Consider the following 17,854-nt stretch of genomic DNA (forward strand, 5'->3'; position numbering starts at 1 on the left):
ATGGCGACCGCGACCTCTCCGGCGCCGCCGCAGCAGCGGCGCGCGTCGGCCCCAGCCAAAGGCGGGATCACCGGCGCGGTGATCACGACCTACCTGGCCCGGCTGTCCTCGATGATCGCGTACGTCGTGCTGCTGCCGTTCGTGCTCAGCGCCTTCGGGGCCGAGCAGTACGGCCTGTACATGCTCACCGTCGCGCTCGGGGCGCTGTTCCAGCAGGATTTGGGAATCGGGGATGCCACCACCCGCTTCATCGGTGTGGCACGGCCCTCCGGCGACATCGCCCGCATGCGCAGCGTCGCCTCGGCGAGCAACGTGTTCTACCTCGCCGCAGCACTCCTGCTGGCCTCGGCGACGGCGATCGCATTCGCATTCACCGTGCCCAACGCCGACTTCGGTGCGCACCTCACCTCGACGGCGTGGGCGCTGGCGATCCTGGGCGTGGCGAACGTTTTCCTGCTGCTGGTGTTCTCCGCCAATCGTCAGGTGCTGGCGGGCGTCGGCCGTCTCGGTGAGGTCAACTACCTGCTGATCGGCCTCGCGGCGTTCCGCGTCGTGTTCACGCTGCTCGTCTGCTGGGCGGATCTGGGAATCGTCGCGGTCGCGATGGTGGACGTCGTCGGCATCCTCTGTTTCGGCATCGCCACGTACGTGCTGCGGCGGCTGCGCGCCCCGCAGATCACCGCGCGGTTCGCCGACTTCCGCTGGGATGTGTTCCGGGAGCTGTTCCACGTGAGCTCGCAGCTCATGGTGCTCGGCATCGCCGGGGTCGTGATCATGCAGGTGGGCGGCATCCTCACCGCCCTGCTGCTGCCGATCGGGTTCACCGCGATGTACGCCGCCGGACAGCGCATCTACCTTCTGGTGAAGGAAGTGACCGGGTCGCTCGCCGTCGCCGTGCTGCCGACGGCATCGATGCGCCACGGCGGCGCCGCGGGGGCACCGATCGGTCAGATGTACCTGCGGGGCACGAGCCTGGCGAACATGCTGATGACCCTCGTACTGGTGCCGGTGGTGATCTTCATGCCCCAGATCATGCAGCTGTGGGTGGGAGAAGCCGGTGCCGGAGCGGCTGCGGGCGCGGCGGTCGTGGCGCAGATCCTCGTGCTGTCGATGTTCGCCAACAACAACCACCTGCTCGCCGTCCCCATCCTCACCGCCCAGGGGTCGCTGCGGGGGTTCGCGGTCCTGCACACGATCTGGGCCGTCTCCGGCACGCTGCTGGCCGTGGCGCTGGGCAGCTCGATGGGTCTGGCCGGCATCGCGCTGGGCCTGGCGGTGCCGATCGTGCTGCTCGAGCCCATCTACATCGCCGTCGCGCTGCGGCGGCTGGACCTGTCGGTGCGCGACTTCGCGATCCGCTGCCTGCTGCTGCCGTTCGGCACGGTCGCGCCGCTGGCCGCGGGCTTGATCGCCGTGAGCCTGCTCGACCTGTCGCTGCCGCTCATCGTGCTGGTGACCCTGCTGTGGGTCGCCGCGGCGCTGACGGTGTATTACTTCCTCGCCCTCGACAAGACCTCGCGTGCCCAGCTGAGGTCTGCCCTTCCCACCCGGTCCCGCGCCGGCCACGCCTTGGAGGAATCCCCGTGACCATCCCTATCGACAACACCCGTGAGCCGCTGCCGCGCGCCGGGTCGGACTTCATCGACGAGCTGCAGCGTCGCTCGTTCGATGCGCTGACGCAGCTGCACAGCGGTGTGGAGTCGCTCGTGCTCACCGACTTCCCCGATTACGCGAACATCGGCGACTCGGTCATCGCGCTCGGCCAGGCCGAGTTCTGGCGCCGTGCCGGCATCCAGGTGGAGGCCACCTACTCCTGGGGCACGATCGCCCCGGCCGTGTACGACTCGGCCACGACCGTGGCGATCCAGGGCGGCGGCAACTTCGGCGGGCTCTACCCGCAGCACAGCGAGCACCGCTACCGGCTCGCCGAGCGCCTGCGCCCCGACACACTGCTGATCCAGGAGCCGCAGTCGGTGCACTTCGCCTCCGAGTCCGACCGCGGCCAGTTCGCCCGGCGCATGGCCTCTCGCCCTCAGCTGCGTCTCGCGGTGCGCGACACCGCGTCGCTCGCCGAAGTGCGCGACCTCGTCGCCGACGTCACGCTCGCGCCGGACAGCGTGCACATGCTGGGCCGCCTGGAATCGGCGGCGCCCACACGCGAGGCGGTGTACCTGCTGCGGCGCGACGACGAGAGCGCGCTGCCACCGGGGACCGGTGCGGCCGCCGTTGACTGGCCGGCCATGACCTTCGCCGACCGGCTCGCGCAGCGGCTGCGCCGGACGTTCTTCGAGGGGGCGGTGACCCGCACGATGAACCGGTCCACCGAGCGGTGGTTCGCGGATGCCGCGAAGCGGCTGGCCACCGGGGTGGCGCTGCTCTCCCCCGGCGAGACGATCGTCACCGATCGCCTGCACGCGATGCTGATCGGCCTGCAGATGGGCCGTCGCGTCATCGCGATCGACAACGCGAACGGCAAGCTCACCAGCTACGCCGGCACCTGGCTCGAAGACCTCGACCTGCCCCTCGCTTTCGCCGCCGACCTGCCGACCGCTGCGGAGATGGTCTGAGGATGGTCATGGCAGGCCGCGAGCGGACCGGTACCGACGTGCGCGGGCACGCAACGACCACTGCGAGCGTCGCGGCGGCATCGGGCCGGGTGCTCGATCGCGATCTGCTGTCGGCAGGGGTGTACATCAGCGTGGAGCTGTCCCCCCTGAACGTGCCCGACCGCGCCACGGTGGTCGGCGCGGTGCGCGAGCTCATCGGCATGGGCGCATCCGCCCGCGCGGGCCGCACGTTCGACGGCGCGCGGTGGCGATACGACCCCGACACGCTGGACGAGCAGGCAGAGCGGATGGTGCGCGCACTCCCGGCCCAGTACATCGGCGACGAAGGTCTGCCGCGGCTGCGCGAGGCCGTCGACCCCGACCTGCCCTTCACGGTGTTCCTGGGCGAGGATCGTGCGTCGCTGTGCATCGATCACCGGCTCGGCGACGGCTTCCTCGGCGTGATGCTGACCGCCGGGACGCTGACCGGCAGGCCGGCCCCGTCCGTGTTCGGCTCCACCCGCGACACCGATCCGCTGCGGGCGGCGCTGGCCACGACGTTCTTGCGTCATCCCCGACGGGCGATCGACGTCGTGCGGGACCGCCTGGGCGAGCGCAATACCACGCACGCCGGGGGGCCCACCGTCTCGGCCGAGCGCGGCTCGCTCGACCTCGTCACCGGCAGGATGGACCCCGACACCTACCGGTCGGTGGCGGCGTGGAGTCGCGGCCGGGTCCCCCCGACGCTGGCGATGATGTTCGCGCTGAGCGCCGCGCTTCGTCAGGTCGGGGTTCCGGTGATGGACGAAGGCTCCATCCTCGTCGACCTGCGGCGCTACCTCCCGTCGGGTCGGTCGACGCTGGCGAACTTCGTGGTGGGCCACCCGATCGCCGCAGGCGACGGGCTGGATGCCGCCGGCGCGCGGTTCAGCCGCGACCTGCACGTCGGACGCCCGCTGGCCGCCCTCACGACGGGGCTGCTCACCCGTGGCTGGCGCCGACCGGCGCCCGCGGAGGTGCCCGCCGCCGCGAAGGCGATCGTGAGCGACATGGGGTTCCTGCGCGCCCTCGAGCCACTCCCCTGGTCCGGCGAGGGCGTCGTGCGCGTGTCGGTGGATCCGGCCGGCCGCAACGGGATCACCGCACTCACGGCGGTACTCAAACGCCGCCTCAACATCTCGGTGAGCTTCGACGGCTCGCTGTACGACCGCGACACCATCGCCGCCGCCTGCGAACTGCTCTGCCGCGACCCGGAAGGACTGCTGCCGTGACCACCACCGCCCCACCCCCCACCGAGGCCACCCCGCCCCGCCGCAAGCGCCGGCGGCGCTGGCTCACCCTCGGCATCCCCGCCGGCATCCTCGTGATCCTGCTGGCGGTCGGTGGCGTGTGGTGGTTCACCGGCTTCTCCTTCCTCATGCCCCGCTACGACGACAAACAGGCCCTCTTCGACGACTTCGACGGCACGGCCGGCGCCAAACCCAATCCCGCGTTCTGGAGCATCCAGACCGGTGGCGGCGGCTGGGGCAACAACGAGCTGCAGGAGTACACCGAGGACGCCGTCGCGCTGGACGGCGAGGGCAACCTGGTCATCACCGCGACCGTGCCGGCAGACGGGGGCACCCCCACCTCCGGCCGCATCACGACCCACAACAAGTGGTCGTTCGAGTTCGGTCAGCTTTCGGCACGGGTGAAGCTGCCCGAGGGCCAGGGACTGCTGCCGGCATTCTGGCTGCTCGGCGATGACATCGACCGGGTCGGTTGGCCGAACGCGGGCGAGATCGACATCATCGAGACGCCCAACGACACGTCCCGCAGCCGGCATCATCTGCACGGGCCGATCGGCTGGACCGAGCACTGGGCCATCAACGAAGGCGTGGACCAGCCCGCGCCGCTGGCCGACGACTTCCACATCTACACCGTCGAGAAGCAGCCGGGCCGGATCATCCTCGCGATCGACGATCAGGTCGTGATGGACGTCGAGGAGTGGGACGTGCCGCTGACCGGTCGCTGGGTGTTCGACCAGCCGACCCATGCCCTCTTCAGCCTCGCCGTCGGCGGAAACTGGCCCGGGGACCCGGATGCCACCACCCCCGAGGTCAACGAGATGGTCATCGACTGGCTCGCGTACACCCCCGCCGACCAGACCGAGAGCATCGTGCCGTGAGCGGGCCGGGCCGTGTCGGCGCGCTGCTGCGCAGCCTCGCCGAGGACGCGTCGTGGGGGTGGCGGTCGTTCGTCACCAACAGCGTCGCCGGATCCGTGCTCTGCCCTCGGGCGGTGCGCTACGGCATCCTCCGGGTGCGCGGTTTCGACGTGCGCACCGCGAACCTCTCCCCGAAGTGCACCTTCACCGGCAGCCGGGACATCCGCATCGGCGAGGGCACGTTCGTCAACGTCGGATGCTACTTCGAGGCCGTCGCCCCGATCCGGATCGGCCGGGACTGCCAGCTGGCGATGTTCGTCACCGTCGTCACCAGCTTCCACGACGTGGGGCCGGCGGGCGTGTCCAAGGACCGCGACAGCGCCGGTGTCACCATCGGCGACCGCTGCTGGCTGGGCGCGAACGTCACGGTGCTCCCCGGTGTGACGATCGGCGATGACGTCGTGGTCGCCGCGGGCGCCGTGGTCACCCGCGACCTGCCCGGGGGCGCGGTGTACGGCGGCGTGCCCGCCCGGCTGATCCGCGCCCTGGCGGAGGAGCCGGCCGCGCTTCCCGACTGAAGCGCTCGCGGCCCGATCCGTCTCTTCCGACTCGCCCCACAAGGAACCTCATGCAGACCCCTCCTCCCGCCGCACCCGGCTATGGCCGCCTGACGTGGATCGACGGCGCCCGCGGCATCGCGATCGTGCTCGTCGTGCTCTTCCACGCCGGCATGTTCACCGTCCCCACCGGGCTCGCGTCGCCCTGGTGGGATTCGCTCAATCTCGTCTTCGCCCTCATGCGCATGCCGCTGTTCTTCCTCGTTGCGGGCATGCTCGCCGTCGGGGCCGTCGAGCGCTCGTGGCCGGCGCTGTGGCGCACGCGGCTGGCGGTGTTGGTGTGGGTGTTCCTGGTGTGGACGGTGCTGCGTTTCGCCTACTACCAGGTGATCCCGGAGCCGATCGATCTCAACCAGTCCAGCTGGTGGGACTTCGTCCTGTCCGTCGTCCGCCCCTCGAATGGGCTGTGGTTCCTCTTCGCACTCGCGCTGTTCCTCATCGCCCCGAAGGCGCTCCACGGCAGGGTGAACCGGTGGGTCGCCGTGGGGATCACCGCCGTGGCATCCGCCGTCATGTACGGCGGCGTGACCTTCGACAACGTCGCCTACGACGGCATCGTGCGGTACTTCGTGTTCTTCCTCATCGGTCTGTACTTCCGCGAGGACATCGTGCGCTTCGTGCACCGCCGCCGCTGGCTGGCCACGGCGGCGCTGCTGGTGGCGTTCGCGGCATTCATCGTGCTGCGCGGCGCGACGGGTTGGCTCGTGGACGCCGTCACCGCGATCCCGGTCGGGCTGATCGCCGTCGGCTTCGGGCTGTGCCTGGCGCGCAACCTGGGGCGCACCCCGCTGTCGCGGCCGCTGGAGCACCTCGGGCAGCGCACCCTGCAGGTGTATGTCACGCACATCCTGCTGCTGTCGACCATGACCAGCATCCTGATGCCGTTCGCCGACGCGCCCGCCCTCGCGGGGCTGCGGCCGGTGATGCCGATCCTCATGACGGCGATCGCGATCCCGCTGAGCCTGCTGATCGCTGCGGGCGCCGCGCGGGTGCCGGTGCTGCGGCTGCTGTATGAAGCCCCCGCGTGGTTCTCGCGCGCCCGGGTCGACGCCGCTCGCGGCTGAGGCCGACTCCCGGAAACAGGAGAACTCCCGAGAACAGGACGATTCGCCGGTAAACGTCCTGTACCAGTGAGATCGCCTGTGTCGGGGAGGCGGGTCAGGCGGTGATGACCTGCGCGGTGCCCAGCGGTGCGCCGGGGCCCATCTCGGCGGCGATGCGGTTGGCCTCTTCGATCAGCGTCTTGACGATGTCGGCCTCGGGCACGGTCTTGACGACCTCACCCTTGACGAAGATCTGCCCCTTGCCGTTTCCGGATGCCACGCCGAGGTCGGCCTCGCGGGCCTCGCCCGGGCCGTTGACGACACAGCCCATCACGGCCACCCGCAGCGGCACGGTCATGTCCTTGAGCCCCTCGGTGACGTCGTCGGCGAGGGTGTAGACGTCGACCTGCGCGCGCCCGCACGACGGGCAGGAGACGATCTCGAGCTTGCGTTCCCGCAGGTTCAGCGACTGCAGGATCTGGTGGCCGACCTTGACCTCTTCGGCCGGCGGCGCCGACAGCGAGACGCGGATGGTGTCGCCGATGCCCTCAGACAGCAGGATGCCGAACGCGGTGGCGCTCTTGATGGTCCCCTGGAACGAGGGCCCTGCCTCGGTGACGCCCAGGTGCAGCGGCCAATCACCCCGCTCGGACAACAGCCGGTACGCCTTGACCATCACGATCGGGTCGTTGTGCTTGACCGAGATCTTGAAGTCGTGGAAATCGTGCTCCTCGAACAGGCTCGCTTCCCAGACGGCGCTCTCCATGAGGGCCTCCGGGGTCGCCTTGCCGTACTTCTCCAGGAGCCTGCGATCCAGCGACCCCGCGTTCACGCCGATGCGCAGCGACACCCCGGCATCCTTGGCCGCCTTCGCGATCTCGCCGACCTTGTCGTCGAACTGGCGGATGTTGCCCGGGTTGACACGCACCGCAGCGCAGCCGGCGTCGATGGCCTGGAAGACGTACTTCGGCTGGAAGTGGATGTCGGCGATGACGGGGATCTGGCTCTTCTTGGCGATGATGTGCAGCACATCGGCGTCGTCCTGCGACGGCACCGCCACGCGTACGATCTCGCAACCGGATGCCGTCAGCTCGGCGATCTGCTGAAGGGTGGCATTGATGTCGGTGGTCTTGGTGGTCGTCATCGACTGGACGCTGACAGGAGCGCCACCGCCCACGAGGACCTTGCCGACCTTGATCTGACGGGTCTTGCGACGAGGGGCGAGAACCTCCGGCACACGCGGCATCCCGATATTGACTGCTGGCACACCCCCAGCCTACGCCGGGGGGCCTGCGGGAGGGCTGAGCGCGGACTCCGCGCCCGGCGGTGCGGTGTGGTAGTTTCGGCCCATGTCCGCGAACCTCACCTGGTGGCTCACCGCATAGGCGGTGTGTTCGTGTGACGACAGGCCGCCCCCGGGGCGGTCTTTTTTGTTGGGTTGGCCGCTCCCTTGACGAAAGACCGACCATGACCGCGTCACTTCCCGCCACGCTGGCCGACCTGCCGGCGTTCGCCCTCATCGCGCGCGATGCCGACACCGTCGAGCTGCTCACCGGCGACGTCGTCGACGTCGACCTGCTCGCCGACATCCCGCTGACCGACGCGGACGGCACACCGCGCGAAGTGCTCGCGCTGGTGCCGTACCGCCAGGTGCGGGAACGCGGTTTCGCCTGCCACGACGACGGCGCGCCGCTGCGCTGCCTGGTGGTGGATTCCCACACCGCCCTGCCGCGTGCACAGGTCCTCGCCGAGCTGCCCGTCGACCCGATCGCACTGACGGATGCCGGGTTCGACATCGCCGACGACGACTACGCCGCCATCGTGCGGCGCGTCATTGCCGAGGAGATCGGCCGCGGCGAAGGTGCCAACTTCGTCATCCGCCGGGACTTCACCGCCGGTGTCGACGCGGACCCCCGCGTCGCGGCGCTGACCTGGTTTCGCGCCCTGTTGGAGCACGAACGGGGCGCCTACTGGACGTTCGCAATCGTCACTCCCGGCCACATCGCCGTCGGCGCGAGCCCCGAGGCCCACGTCAGCGCGCAGGGGGGGGTCGTCACGATGAACCCGATCTCCGGCACCTTCCGCCACCCCGCGGGCGGTGCCACCGCCGAGACCCTCAGCGCGTTCCTCGAGTCGACGAAGGAGACCGAGGAACTGTTCATGGTCGTCGACGAGGAGCTCAAGATGATGAGCGCCGTCTGCTCCGACGGCGGGCGCATCACCGGCCCGCATCTGAAGGAGATGTCGCGGCTGACCCACACCGAGTACGTGCTGCGCGGTCGCAGTCGGCTGGATCCGCGCGACATCCTGCGCGAGACGATGTTCGCCCCCACCGTCACCGGCTCCCCCATGCAGAACGCGTGCACCGTCATCGCCCGGCACGAGACCACCCCCCGCGGCTACTACTCCGGCGTGGCGGCGCTGTTCACCCCGAACGGCGACACGGATGCCGCGAAGGACGCGGATGCCGGTGCCGGCACGACCCACGACCTGGACGCACCCATCCTCATCCGCACCGCGTATCTCGTGGACGGCCGGCTGCGCGTCCCGGTGGGCGCGACCCTCGTGCGCCACTCCGACCCCGCCGGCGAGGTGGGCGAGACCCACGGCAAGGCTGCGGGCGTGCTCGGCGCGATCGGGGCGATCCCCCGTGACCTCGCCGCGGAAGCGGCGGACGCCGCGGACGCGCACGTGGGCGTGGCCGTCGGCGGGGAGCAGGACACCGACGCTCCGGCGTCCGCTCCTCGCACGCTCGCCGACGATCCGCAGATCGCCGCGCTGCTGGCCTCGCGCAACGGGCGGCTGGCGGAGTTCTGGCTGAACCCGCAGCCGACCGAAGCCGTCGCCGGCCCGTTCGCCGGGCGCTCGGCGCTCGTGGTCGACGCGGAGGACCGCTTCACCACGATGCTCGCCCACCAGCTGCGCCACCTCGGCCTGGACGTCACCATCGCGCCGTGGTCCGAGGTGTCGGACGCGCAGCTGGACGGCGTCGACCTGGTCGTGGCGGGCCCCGGACCGGGCGACCCCCGCGACCCCGACAGTGCCCGCCTGCGGCGAATGCGTGACGTCGTGCAGCACCGGCTGGCCGACGGACGACCCCTGCTGGCGGTGTGTCTCAGCCACCAGATCCTCGCCGATGCGCTCGGCATCGACCTGGCGCCACTGGCGTCCCCGCATCAGGGGCTGCAGCGGACGGTGGACGTCTTCGGCGAGCGCGCCTCGATCGGCTTCTACAACACCTTCACCGCACGCGTCGCACCGGGCACCGACCGCGTGGGCGAGGCGCAGGTCGCCGCGGATCCGGAATCGGGCGATGTGTACGCCCTCCGCGGCCCCGGGTTCGCCTCGGTGCAGGGTCACCTGGAGTCGATCCTGTCGCGCGACGGCATGCGCACCCTGGAGCGACTGGTCGCCCACGCGCTGTCCTGACGCGGGGTGCGGCGCGTCCGGCGCCCGGCTGTCAGCCGAAGACGGAAATGGGGTTGAACAGGTCCGCGAGGATCAGGATGCCGCCCATGCCGATCAGCAGCACCACGACCACGAACGTCGCCGGCACGAGCCGCGCGGTGTCCACCGGGCGCGGCGGCGGGCGGCGGAAGATCTTCGCCCATGCCCGTTTGATCCCGTCCCACAGCGCCACCGCCACGTGTCCGCCGTCCAGCGGCAGCAGCGGGATCAGGTTGAAGACGAACAGCGCGAGGTTCAGCGAGGCAAGCAGCCCCACCAGCCCCGCGACGCGGTTGAGGACGGGGGCGTCGACGGATGCCACTTCACCCGCGATCCGGCCGGCACCGACGACCGACAGCGGTCCGTTGGGATCGCGTTCGGTCCCGGTGAAGAGGCTCACCGCGGTGTCATAGACCCGCACCGGCAGCTGCACCACGACGCCCACGACCCGCTCGAGGCTCTCGAAGGTCATCTCGGGGCCCGCCCACAGCGGTTGCGGCACGTATTCGGACTGCGCGGTCATGCCGACCATGCCGACCTCGGCGGTGGTGACCTCGCCCTCGGCATCCACGATCTCGCGTTCGGCGAGCACGGGCGTCACCTGCAGGGTCTGCTGCACGCCGTCGCGCTCGACCACGATGGGCAGCTGCTGCCCGGGAGAGTCCTGGATGATCTCGGATGCCTCGGCGAAGGTGGCCACCTCGGTGCCGTCGACGGAGATCAGTACGTCACCGGGCCGGATGCCGCCGGCGGCGGCGGGTGAGGCCGGGTCAGCCTCGGTGCAGTCGGTCTGCGCGGCGGTGCCGGAGACGATGCACTCGCTGACGCTGGCGACCGTCGTCGTCGCCGTCTGCACGCCGATGCCGCTGAGCATGATCGTGAACAGCACGATCGCCAGCAGCAGGTTCATCACCGGACCGCCGAGCATGATGATGATGCGCTTGAACACCGGCAGGTTGTAGAACAGCCGGTTCTCGTCGACGTCAGCCATCGTTTCGGCGTTGGCGGTGCGCGCGTCCTGCACCATCGTGGCGAAGAAGCCGCCGCCGGCACGACCGCTGCGGTCACCGCGCGTGGGTGAGGGCGGGTACATGCCCGACATCGAGATGTAGCCCCCGAGCGGGATCGCCTTGAAGCCGTACTCCGTCTCGCCGCGCCGGCGCGACCACAGCGTCGGGCCGAACCCGATCATGTACTGGCCTACGTGCACGCCGAACTTCTTCGCGGGCAGGAGGTGCCCCAGTTCGTGCAGTGCGATCGAGACGGCCAGTCCTACGACGAGGACGACCACCCCGACGATGAAGGCGATGACGGTCACAGCGGGTCAGGCTACCGTCATCGGCTTTGAATTCGCCGAGGCGTGGCACTCTAGGCTGAGATCGGGGAGGTGCGCGGTGGCCACACGGCAGGTGCGCGCGCTGCGGGGCACCGCGGCGGCGGTGATCGCGACGCTCGTGGCAGCGACCGCTCACACGCTCTCCGGTGGCGGCGCCCCTCATCCGCTCCTGGTGGTCTCGGTCGCCGCGCTGGCCGCCCCCCTGGCGGTGTGGCTGACCGGGCGCAGGCCCGCGTGGTGGCGCACCGCGCTCGTGGTGACCGGCGCCCAGGCGCTGTTCCACGGCGCGTTCGCCCTCGCCGGCGACGCTCTCCCCCTCTCGGCGGGCCACGCCCACCTGTCACCTCAGCGGCCGGCGGGGACCGTCACCGCCTCGACGGACATCGATCCGGTGATGATCGTCGGCCACGTCATCGCCGCGCTCGTGACGATCCTGGCCGTCCGCCATGGCGAGCAGCTGCTGCAGCGGCTGGGGCGCGGCATCCGCCACCTCGCCGCGCGCACCGCCGCGGCGCCGCCCGCTCCGCTCGTGCGCCGGCCGTCGCTCACCGTGCGTGTGGCACCGGTGCGCCGCTCGCTCATCCTCGACTGCGCTCTCTCCCGCCGGGGTCCGCCGGTGCGCGCCGGCTGACACGACACTTCGTCACCCGGCGCGTCCGCGCCCTTCTCCGACGGCACGAGCCGTCCACCGATCGAGAGAGCTTCCATGACCACAACTGTTTCCGCGCGCCGCCGCGCGCGTCTGACCGCCGGCGTCGTCGCCGGCATCGCCCTCGTCGCCGTCCCGGCGATGGCATCGGCACACGTCCATGTCGACCCGTCCGATGCCGCCGCAGGCGGCACGACCGTGCTGACCTTCTCCTCCAGCCACGGCTGCGACGCGTCGCCGACCACGGGCTTCACGATCGACATCCCCGAGGGCATCGCCGGCATCGCGCCGCACGCGCAGGCAGGCTGGACGATCGAGCGGGTCGGCGCCGACGCGGGCGTGCCGACGCAGGTGGTGTTCTCCGCCGACGAGCCGATTGAGTCTGGGCTGCTGACGACCGTCTCGATGCAGGTCACCTTCGCCGACGACCTCGCCGGCGAGCAGGTCGCCTTCCCGGTGCTGCAGGAGTGCGTCGACGCCTCGACCGACTGGTCCCAGATCGCCGACGAGGGTGAGGACCCGCACGACCTCGACTCCCCCGCGCCGCTGGTGACCGTGGGCGAACCGGCGGATGACGCACACGGCGGCGATCACCACGACGATGCCGATGGTGCAGCGCAGGACGCCACCGGGAGCACCGACAGCACGGTGCTCCCGATCGTGCTCGGTGCCGGTGGTCTCGCCCTCGGTGCCGCGGGTCTGGCAGCAGGTCTCGTCGCCCTGCGCCGCACGCGCCGCAGTTGAGCCGACGGGGCGCCGTCACGACGGCGGCGCCCCCACGCCGTGGTGCCCGGCGACGGTTGCACCTGCGACAGTCTGCGTCAAGACCCCTTGTGAGTGCCTCGCGTACCGACGTAGCTTCCCCCCAGATGCATGCCGGCGCGCCTCGCGCGTCGCGCCAGAGCATCGGCGCCTCGCGCAAGGCGGGCGCCAGATTTCAACGAGGACCGGGAGAAGCTGATGAACGCAGCGAACACCGACGACGAACTGACGCCACGATTCGCACGGCGAGGCGAGGCGACCGTCGCCGCACGACATGTCATCCCCCAGCAGGAGTCCCTGCCCGACACCGCCAAGCAGATCGTCGACGACGAGACGATGCTCGATGGCAACTCGCGGTTGAACCTGGCGACCTTCGTGGGGACGTGGATGGACGAGGACGCCAAGCAGGTCTATGAGGCCTCCTTCGACAAGAACATGATCGACAAGGACGAATACCCCCAGACCGCTGCCATCGAGGACAACTGCTGGCACATGCTGGCGAATCTGTGGAACGCGCCGGAGGCCTCGCAGAGCATCGGCACGTCGACGATCGGGTCCTCGGAGGCCTGCATGCTCGGCGGCCTCGCCTTCAAGCGGCGCTGGCAGCAGTCCCGTCGCGTCGCGGGCAAGGACACGTCCAAGCCGAACCTCGTGATGTCCTCAGCGGTCCAGGTGTGCTGGGAGAAGTTCTGCAACTACTTCGACGTCGAGCCTCGCTTCGTGCCCATCAGCCTCGAGCACAAGACGCTCGACGGGTACGACCTCGAGAAGTACGTCGACGAGAACACGATCGGGGTCGTCGCGATCCTGGGCGTCACCTACACCGGCATGTACGAACCCGTCGCGAAGATCGCGAAGGCACTGGATGAGATCCAGGCCAAGACGGGACTGGACATCCCGATCCACGTCGACGGCGCCTCCGGTGCCATGATCGCACCGTTCCTGCAACCCGATCTGGTGTGGGATTTCCGGCTCGAACGGGTGCACTCCATCAGCACCTCGGGGCACAAGTACGGCCTGGTCTACCCGGGCCTGGGCTGGGTCGTCTGGCGCAACACGCAGTGGCTCCCCGAGGACCTCGTGTTCAAGGTGAGCTACCTGGGCGGGGAGATGCCGACGTTCGCGCTGAACTTCTCACGCCCCGGCGCGCAGGTGCTGCTGCAGTACTACATGTTCCTCAGGCTCGGGTTCGAGGGATACCGCGCTGTGCAGCAGGCGTCGCAGGATGTCGCGAAGTATCTGTCGGCCGGTATCGGGAAGCTCGACGCGTTCGAGCTGTGGAACGACGGCAGCGACATCCCGGTCTTCGCGTGGTACCTGAAGGAGGGGCATACCAAGAACTGGAACCTCTACCACCTGCAGGACCGGCTGCGCATGAAGGGCTGGCTCGTCCCGGCGTATCCCATGCCCGATGACCTCGCGAACCTCACCGTGCAGCGCATCGTGGTGCGCAACGGCCTCAGCATGGACCTCGCCGCTGAACTCCTGGCCGACATCGAGACCGAGACGGCCTACCTCGACGCGCTCGAATCGGCCATGCCGGTCGAGGGCCAGCACGCCGGGTTCCACCACTAGGGGGAGACATGTCGACCAACACATCGAATCAGGCGGCGGATGCCGCAAAGGCGGCGTCCAATCATCCGCTGACGTCACGCAAGGCCGTGACGAGCTTCCTCGGAGTCGGCCAGCTCGCGATGCTGACCCTCGTGGTGGTCGCGAGCCTGCGCTCGCTGCCAGCCATGGCGGTGTACGGCCTCGGCAGCATCACGCTCTACATCATCCCGGCCATCTTGTTCCTCATCCCCACGGCGCTGGTCGCCGCGGAGCTGGCGACGGGATGGAAGGGCGGCGTCTACGTCTGGGTGCGTGAGGCGTTCGGCAACAGATGGGGGTTCACGGCGGTCTGGCTGCAGTGGATCCAGAACGTGGTGTGGTACCCGCTGCAGATGGCCTTCATCGCGGCGGCTCTCGCGTTCGTCTTCCTCGATCCCACGCTGTCCAACTCCGGGTTGTACACGGCCATCGTGATCCTGGTGCTCTACTGGGGCTCCACGCTCATCACGCTGCGCGGCGGCAACCTCTTCGCCAAGCTCGGGTCGTGGGGAGGGATCCTCGGCACCCTGCTGCCGGCGGTGCTGCTCATCGTGTTCGGGTTCATCTGGCTCGGCACCGGGGAGAGGAGCGAGACCTCCCTGGATCCGTCCACCGTCATCCCGCCATTCACCGGTATCGCCTCCATCGTGCTGATCGTCTCGAACGTGCTCGCCTACGCGGGCATGGAGGTCAACGCGGTGCACGTGAACCAGATGAAGGACCCCGGGCGCGGGTATCCGCGGTCGGTGCTGCTGGCGTCGATCCTGATCCTGCTCGTGTTCATCCTGCCCACGATCGCGATCGCGCTCGCCGTGCCGGAGAAGGATCTCGGGCTCACCAACGGCATCATGCTCGCTTTCCAGGCCTACTTCGACAAGTGGGGTCTGGGGTGGGCGACGGCGGTGGTGTCGGCGCTCATCGCCGCCGGTGCGCTCGCGTCGGTGATCACCTGGATCGCCGGCCCGTCGAAGGGCCTGCTCGCCGCGGCCGAGACCGGACTGCTGCCGCCTGCCCTGCAGAAGCGGAACAAGGCGGGCGTGCAGTCGGGGATTCTGATGCTGCAGGGCACCATCGTGACGATCCTGGCGGCGATCTTCGTGATCGTGCCGAACGTGAGCGCGGCGTTCGTCGCGCTCATCGACATGGCGGCGGCGCTGTACCTCATCATGTACATGCTGATGTTCGCAGCGGCGATCATGCTGCGACGCAAGGAGCCGAACGTCAAGCGCACCTACCGGGTGCCGGCGTTGAACTTCGTCGCCGGGATCGGCTTCCTCGCCTGCCTTGCGGCGTTCGTCCTGACCTTCGTCCCGCCTGACGGGTTCACGGCGTTCCCGGTCGCGGCGTATCCGTGGATCGTGGGCCTCGTCATCGTCGTGCTCGGGGCGCCTCCCCTGATCTTCTATGCGCTGCGCAAACCCGGCTGGGATCGCCGCAGTGCGGCGGAGAAGGCCATGCACGGTACGCACGACGAAGATGAGGCCGCGGCTCCCGCGGCCGGGTCGGCACCGCCGCGGCGATCGGCGCCGCCGGCGAGCGGATCGGCGCCGCCACCGGCGTGAGTCCGGCAGTGATCCGCGGGGGGGGGGGGGGCGGGGGGGCGCCGGCGGGGGGGGGGGGGGGGGGGGGGGGGGGGCGGCCGCGGGGGGTGGCCGCCTGTTTACCGGGGGGGCGGCGCATCGGCGCCGCGACCGCGGATCTGTGTGCGGGGTGGAGGTCTCGACCACGCTGGATGAGAGGATGGGAGCGCTATGCCCACTGATGCCCCCACCAACCTCCCGCCCGTCCTGCGACCCGAGCGGCCGCCCGTGCGCGCGCTGGACGAACTCGCCCGCCGGTTCGGCACCGACGTGCGCGGCGATGTCGCCGGCGTGACGCTATCGGGCATCACGCTGGCCACCGCGGACCTGCGCGCCGGCGAAGCGTTCGTCGCCATCCGCGGCGCCGTGCGCCACGGGGCCGAGTTCGCCCGGGCCGCCGCGGACAAGGGCGCCGTCGCCGTCATCACCGATGCCGCCGGGGCCGACATCGCCGCCGACGCCGGCGTGCCGATCGTGGTCGTCGACGACCCCCGGGCACGGCTGGGCGACCTGTCGGCCTGGGTGTACGGCACCGGGCCGGGCGACGACCTGCCACTGCTGCTTGCCACCACCGGCACCAACGGCAAGACGAGCGTCTCGCACCTGCTGGAGGGAATCCTCGAGCAGGTCGGCGCCGTCACCGGGCTGTCCTCGACCGCCGAGCGGCACATCGCCGGGCACGTGATCGTGTCGCGGCTGACCACGCCCGAGGCATCCGAGTTCCACGCGCTCCTCGCCCTGATGCGCGAGCGGGGCGTCGAGGCGGTCGCCGTGGAGGTGTCCGCGCAGGCGCTGTCGCGGCACCGCGTCGACGGCATCGTGTTCGACGTGGCCGCGTTCACGAACCTCACCCACGATCACCTCGACGACTACGCCGACATGCGCGAGTACTTCGAGGCGAAACTGCCGCTGTTCCGCGCCGACCGGTCGCGTCGCGCGGTCGTCTCGCTGGACTCCGGGCCGGGGCTGGAGGTCGTCGCGCGCTCCGAAGTCCCCGTCACGACGGTCGGGACACCCGACATCGCCGCCGACCCCGCCGTCGCCGCCGGTGCGGACTGGATCGTCGACATCGTCGACGAGCGACAGTCCGGCACCGAGTTCCGCCTCACCGGACCCGACGGGCAGTCGCTGCAGACCGTCGTGCCCGTCATCGGCCGGCACATGGCCGCCAACGCGGGCCTCGCGATCGTCATGATGCTCGAGGGCGGCTACGCGTGGGACACGATCGTCGCCGCGCTCGAGCGCGATGGCGGCATCCGCGCCCACCTCCCCGGGCGCACGCAGCTGGTCTCCGGCGACCGCGGCCCCGCCGTGTATGTGGACTTCGGGCACTCCCCCGACGCGTTCGAGAAGACCCTCGCCGCGGTGCGGCGCGTCACCCCCGGCAAGGTGCTCATGCTGTTCGGCGCCGACGGCGACCGCGATGCCACCAAGCGCCACGACATGGGGCGTACCGCCGTGCTCGGCAGCGACATCCTCGTCGTGACCGACCACCACCCACGCTTCGAGGACCCCGATTCGATCCGGGCGACGCTCATCGAGGGCGCCCGGCGGGCGCGGCCGGATGCCGAGATCCACGAGTATTCGCCGCCGGAGCGGGCCATCGTCGAAGCGGTGAAGCTCGTCGGCGAGGGCGACGCGATCCTGTGGGCGGGACCGGGGCACCAGGACTACCGCGACATCCGCGGGCAGCGCACGCCGTACTCGGCGCGCGAGCTCGCCCGCCGCGCGCTGCGCGACGCGGGCTGGCCCGTGCCCGAGCCCAGCTGGCCGGTTCCCTACCCGGACTGACCCGCCGGGTTCCCGCGTCCGTTCTCCCCGGCATCCGCCCGGACGGAGCACCCGCACCCGGCATCCGCCCCGCACTCGTGCGCGGCCCACCCGCCGGCATTCGTCGCCTGAAATGCGGAGATCTGCCCGCATGCGGCCCCGATCCCCCCACAGGACCGCAGCCCGGCAGATCCCCTCGCAACGGACCGCGCCTCCTGTCTGCCGTTGTTGTATCCTTTTGTGGTCAGACCACAAAGATGTGCCGTGGTCCGACCACCTGTTGTGACCTCCCGTGCACGATCCGTGCGGGCGCCGTGCACGGGACTAGCGTCACGAACAAATACGCCCCGAGAGGCCTGGACGAG

At 70.3% G+C, this 17,854-nt stretch carries 14 protein-coding genes; 12 read left to right on the forward strand and 2 right to left on the reverse strand.

Going from position 1 to position 17,854, the window contains the following annotated elements; translation table 11 throughout:
* The 6 genes from NQ151_RS15515 to NQ151_RS15540 are packed head-to-tail and all read left to right on the forward strand — an operon-like array spanning position 1 to position 6,373.
* Complete coding sequence (locus tag NQ151_RS15515) at positions 1 to 1,587, forward strand: oligosaccharide flippase family protein (RefSeq protein ID WP_257528643.1); 1,587 nt, start codon at positions 1 to 3, stop codon at positions 1,585 to 1,587.
* On the forward strand, positions 1,584 to 2,567 hold the full coding sequence (locus NQ151_RS15520) for a polysaccharide pyruvyl transferase family protein (protein WP_257509517.1): 984 nt from the start codon (positions 1,584 to 1,586) through the stop codon (positions 2,565 to 2,567). Before NQ151_RS15515 ends, NQ151_RS15520 begins: the two co-directional genes overlap by 4 nt.
* Before the next feature lie 8 nt (positions 2,568 to 2,575).
* Positions 2,576 to 3,817, forward strand: coding sequence for a hypothetical protein (locus NQ151_RS15525; protein WP_257528644.1), 1,242 nt, complete (start codon positions 2,576 to 2,578; stop codon positions 3,815 to 3,817).
* Positions 3,814 to 4,713, forward strand: a complete 900-nt coding sequence (locus tag NQ151_RS15530) for a glycoside hydrolase family 16 protein (protein ID WP_257528645.1) — start codon at positions 3,814 to 3,816, stop codon at positions 4,711 to 4,713. Before NQ151_RS15525 ends, NQ151_RS15530 begins: the two co-directional genes overlap by 4 nt.
* On the forward strand, positions 4,710 to 5,270 hold the full coding sequence (locus NQ151_RS15535; protein ID WP_286130185.1) for an acyltransferase: 561 nt from the start codon (positions 4,710 to 4,712) through the stop codon (positions 5,268 to 5,270). The genes NQ151_RS15530 and NQ151_RS15535 overlap by 4 nt, the downstream gene beginning before the upstream one ends.
* 50 nt (positions 5,271 to 5,320) lie before the next feature.
* The gene (locus NQ151_RS15540; RefSeq protein ID WP_257528646.1) at positions 5,321 to 6,373 is read left to right on the forward strand and encodes an acyltransferase family protein; all 1,053 of its coding nucleotides are present in this window, start codon (positions 5,321 to 5,323) and stop codon (positions 6,371 to 6,373) included.
* Between the two features lie 94 nt (positions 6,374 to 6,467).
* Here NQ151_RS15540 and ispG read toward each other — a convergent pair whose 3' ends face one another.
* On the reverse strand, positions 6,468 to 7,619 hold the full coding sequence (gene ispG, locus NQ151_RS15545; protein ID WP_257528647.1) for a flavodoxin-dependent (E)-4-hydroxy-3-methylbut-2-enyl-diphosphate synthase: 1,152 nt from the start codon (positions 7,617 to 7,619) through the stop codon (positions 6,468 to 6,470).
* Between the two features lie 200 nt (positions 7,620 to 7,819).
* On the opposite strand from ispG, the gene NQ151_RS15550 reads away from it, so the two are divergent.
* Positions 7,820 to 9,781, forward strand: a complete 1,962-nt coding sequence (locus tag NQ151_RS15550; protein WP_257528648.1) for an anthranilate synthase family protein — start codon at positions 7,820 to 7,822, stop codon at positions 9,779 to 9,781.
* Between the two features lie 31 nt (positions 9,782 to 9,812).
* On the opposite strand, the gene NQ151_RS15555 is transcribed toward NQ151_RS15550, so the two are convergent.
* On the reverse strand, positions 9,813 to 11,117 hold the full coding sequence (locus NQ151_RS15555; protein WP_257528649.1) for a M50 family metallopeptidase: 1,305 nt from the start codon (positions 11,115 to 11,117) through the stop codon (positions 9,813 to 9,815).
* 76 nt (positions 11,118 to 11,193) lie between these two features.
* Here NQ151_RS15555 and NQ151_RS15560 point away from each other — a divergent pair, with 76 nt between their 5' ends.
* The 5 genes from NQ151_RS15560 to NQ151_RS15580 all read left to right on the forward strand — a co-directional run bounded on the left by NQ151_RS15560 (position 11,194) and on the right by NQ151_RS15580 (position 17,510).
* Complete coding sequence (locus NQ151_RS15560; protein WP_257528650.1) at positions 11,194 to 11,766, forward strand: hypothetical protein; 573 nt, start codon at positions 11,194 to 11,196, stop codon at positions 11,764 to 11,766.
* A gap of 75 nt (positions 11,767 to 11,841) precedes the next feature.
* Positions 11,842 to 12,528, forward strand: coding sequence for a YcnI family copper-binding membrane protein (locus NQ151_RS15565; protein WP_257509509.1), 687 nt, complete (start codon positions 11,842 to 11,844; stop codon positions 12,526 to 12,528).
* 216 nt (positions 12,529 to 12,744) lie between these two features.
* Entirely contained in the window at positions 12,745 to 14,121 is a 1,377-nt protein-coding gene (gad, locus tag NQ151_RS15570) for a glutamate decarboxylase (protein ID WP_257528651.1), read from the forward strand.
* A gap of 8 nt (positions 14,122 to 14,129) precedes the next feature.
* Complete coding sequence (gadC, locus tag NQ151_RS15575) at positions 14,130 to 15,701, forward strand: glutamate/gamma-aminobutyrate antiporter GadC (protein WP_257509507.1); 1,572 nt, start codon at positions 14,130 to 14,132, stop codon at positions 15,699 to 15,701.
* 189 nt (positions 15,702 to 15,890) lie between these two features.
* Positions 15,891 to 17,510, forward strand: coding sequence for a Mur ligase family protein (locus NQ151_RS15580; protein WP_257528652.1), 1,620 nt, complete (start codon positions 15,891 to 15,893; stop codon positions 17,508 to 17,510).
* Positions 17,511 to 17,854 lie beyond the last annotated feature (344 nt).

Origin of the sequence: Microbacterium sp. zg-YB36 (assembly GCF_024623575.2) — a bacterium.
Lineage (GTDB): Bacteria > Actinomycetota > Actinomycetes > Actinomycetales > Microbacteriaceae > Microbacterium.

Bases quoted from the DNA above. Each gene is read 5' to 3' on its own strand.
- NQ151_RS15515 (WP_257528643.1), top strand. From the start codon at position 1: ATGGCGACCGCGACCTCTCCGGCGCCGCCGCAGCAGCGGCGCGCGTCG.
- NQ151_RS15525 (WP_257528644.1), top strand. From the start codon at position 2,576: ATGGCAGGCCGCGAGCGGACCGGTACCGACGTGCGCGGGCACGCAACG.
- NQ151_RS15540 (WP_257528646.1), top strand. From the start codon at position 5,321: ATGCAGACCCCTCCTCCCGCCGCACCCGGCTATGGCCGCCTGACGTGG.
- NQ151_RS15550 (WP_257528648.1), top strand. From the start codon at position 7,820: ATGACCGCGTCACTTCCCGCCACGCTGGCCGACCTGCCGGCGTTCGCC.
- NQ151_RS15565 (WP_257509509.1), top strand. From the start codon at position 11,842: ATGACCACAACTGTTTCCGCGCGCCGCCGCGCGCGTCTGACCGCCGGC.
- gad (WP_257528651.1), top strand. From the start codon at position 12,745: ATGAACGCAGCGAACACCGACGACGAACTGACGCCACGATTCGCACGG.
- gadC (WP_257509507.1), top strand. From the start codon at position 14,130: ATGTCGACCAACACATCGAATCAGGCGGCGGATGCCGCAAAGGCGGCG.
- NQ151_RS15580 (WP_257528652.1), top strand. From the start codon at position 15,891: ATGCCCACTGATGCCCCCACCAACCTCCCGCCCGTCCTGCGACCCGAG.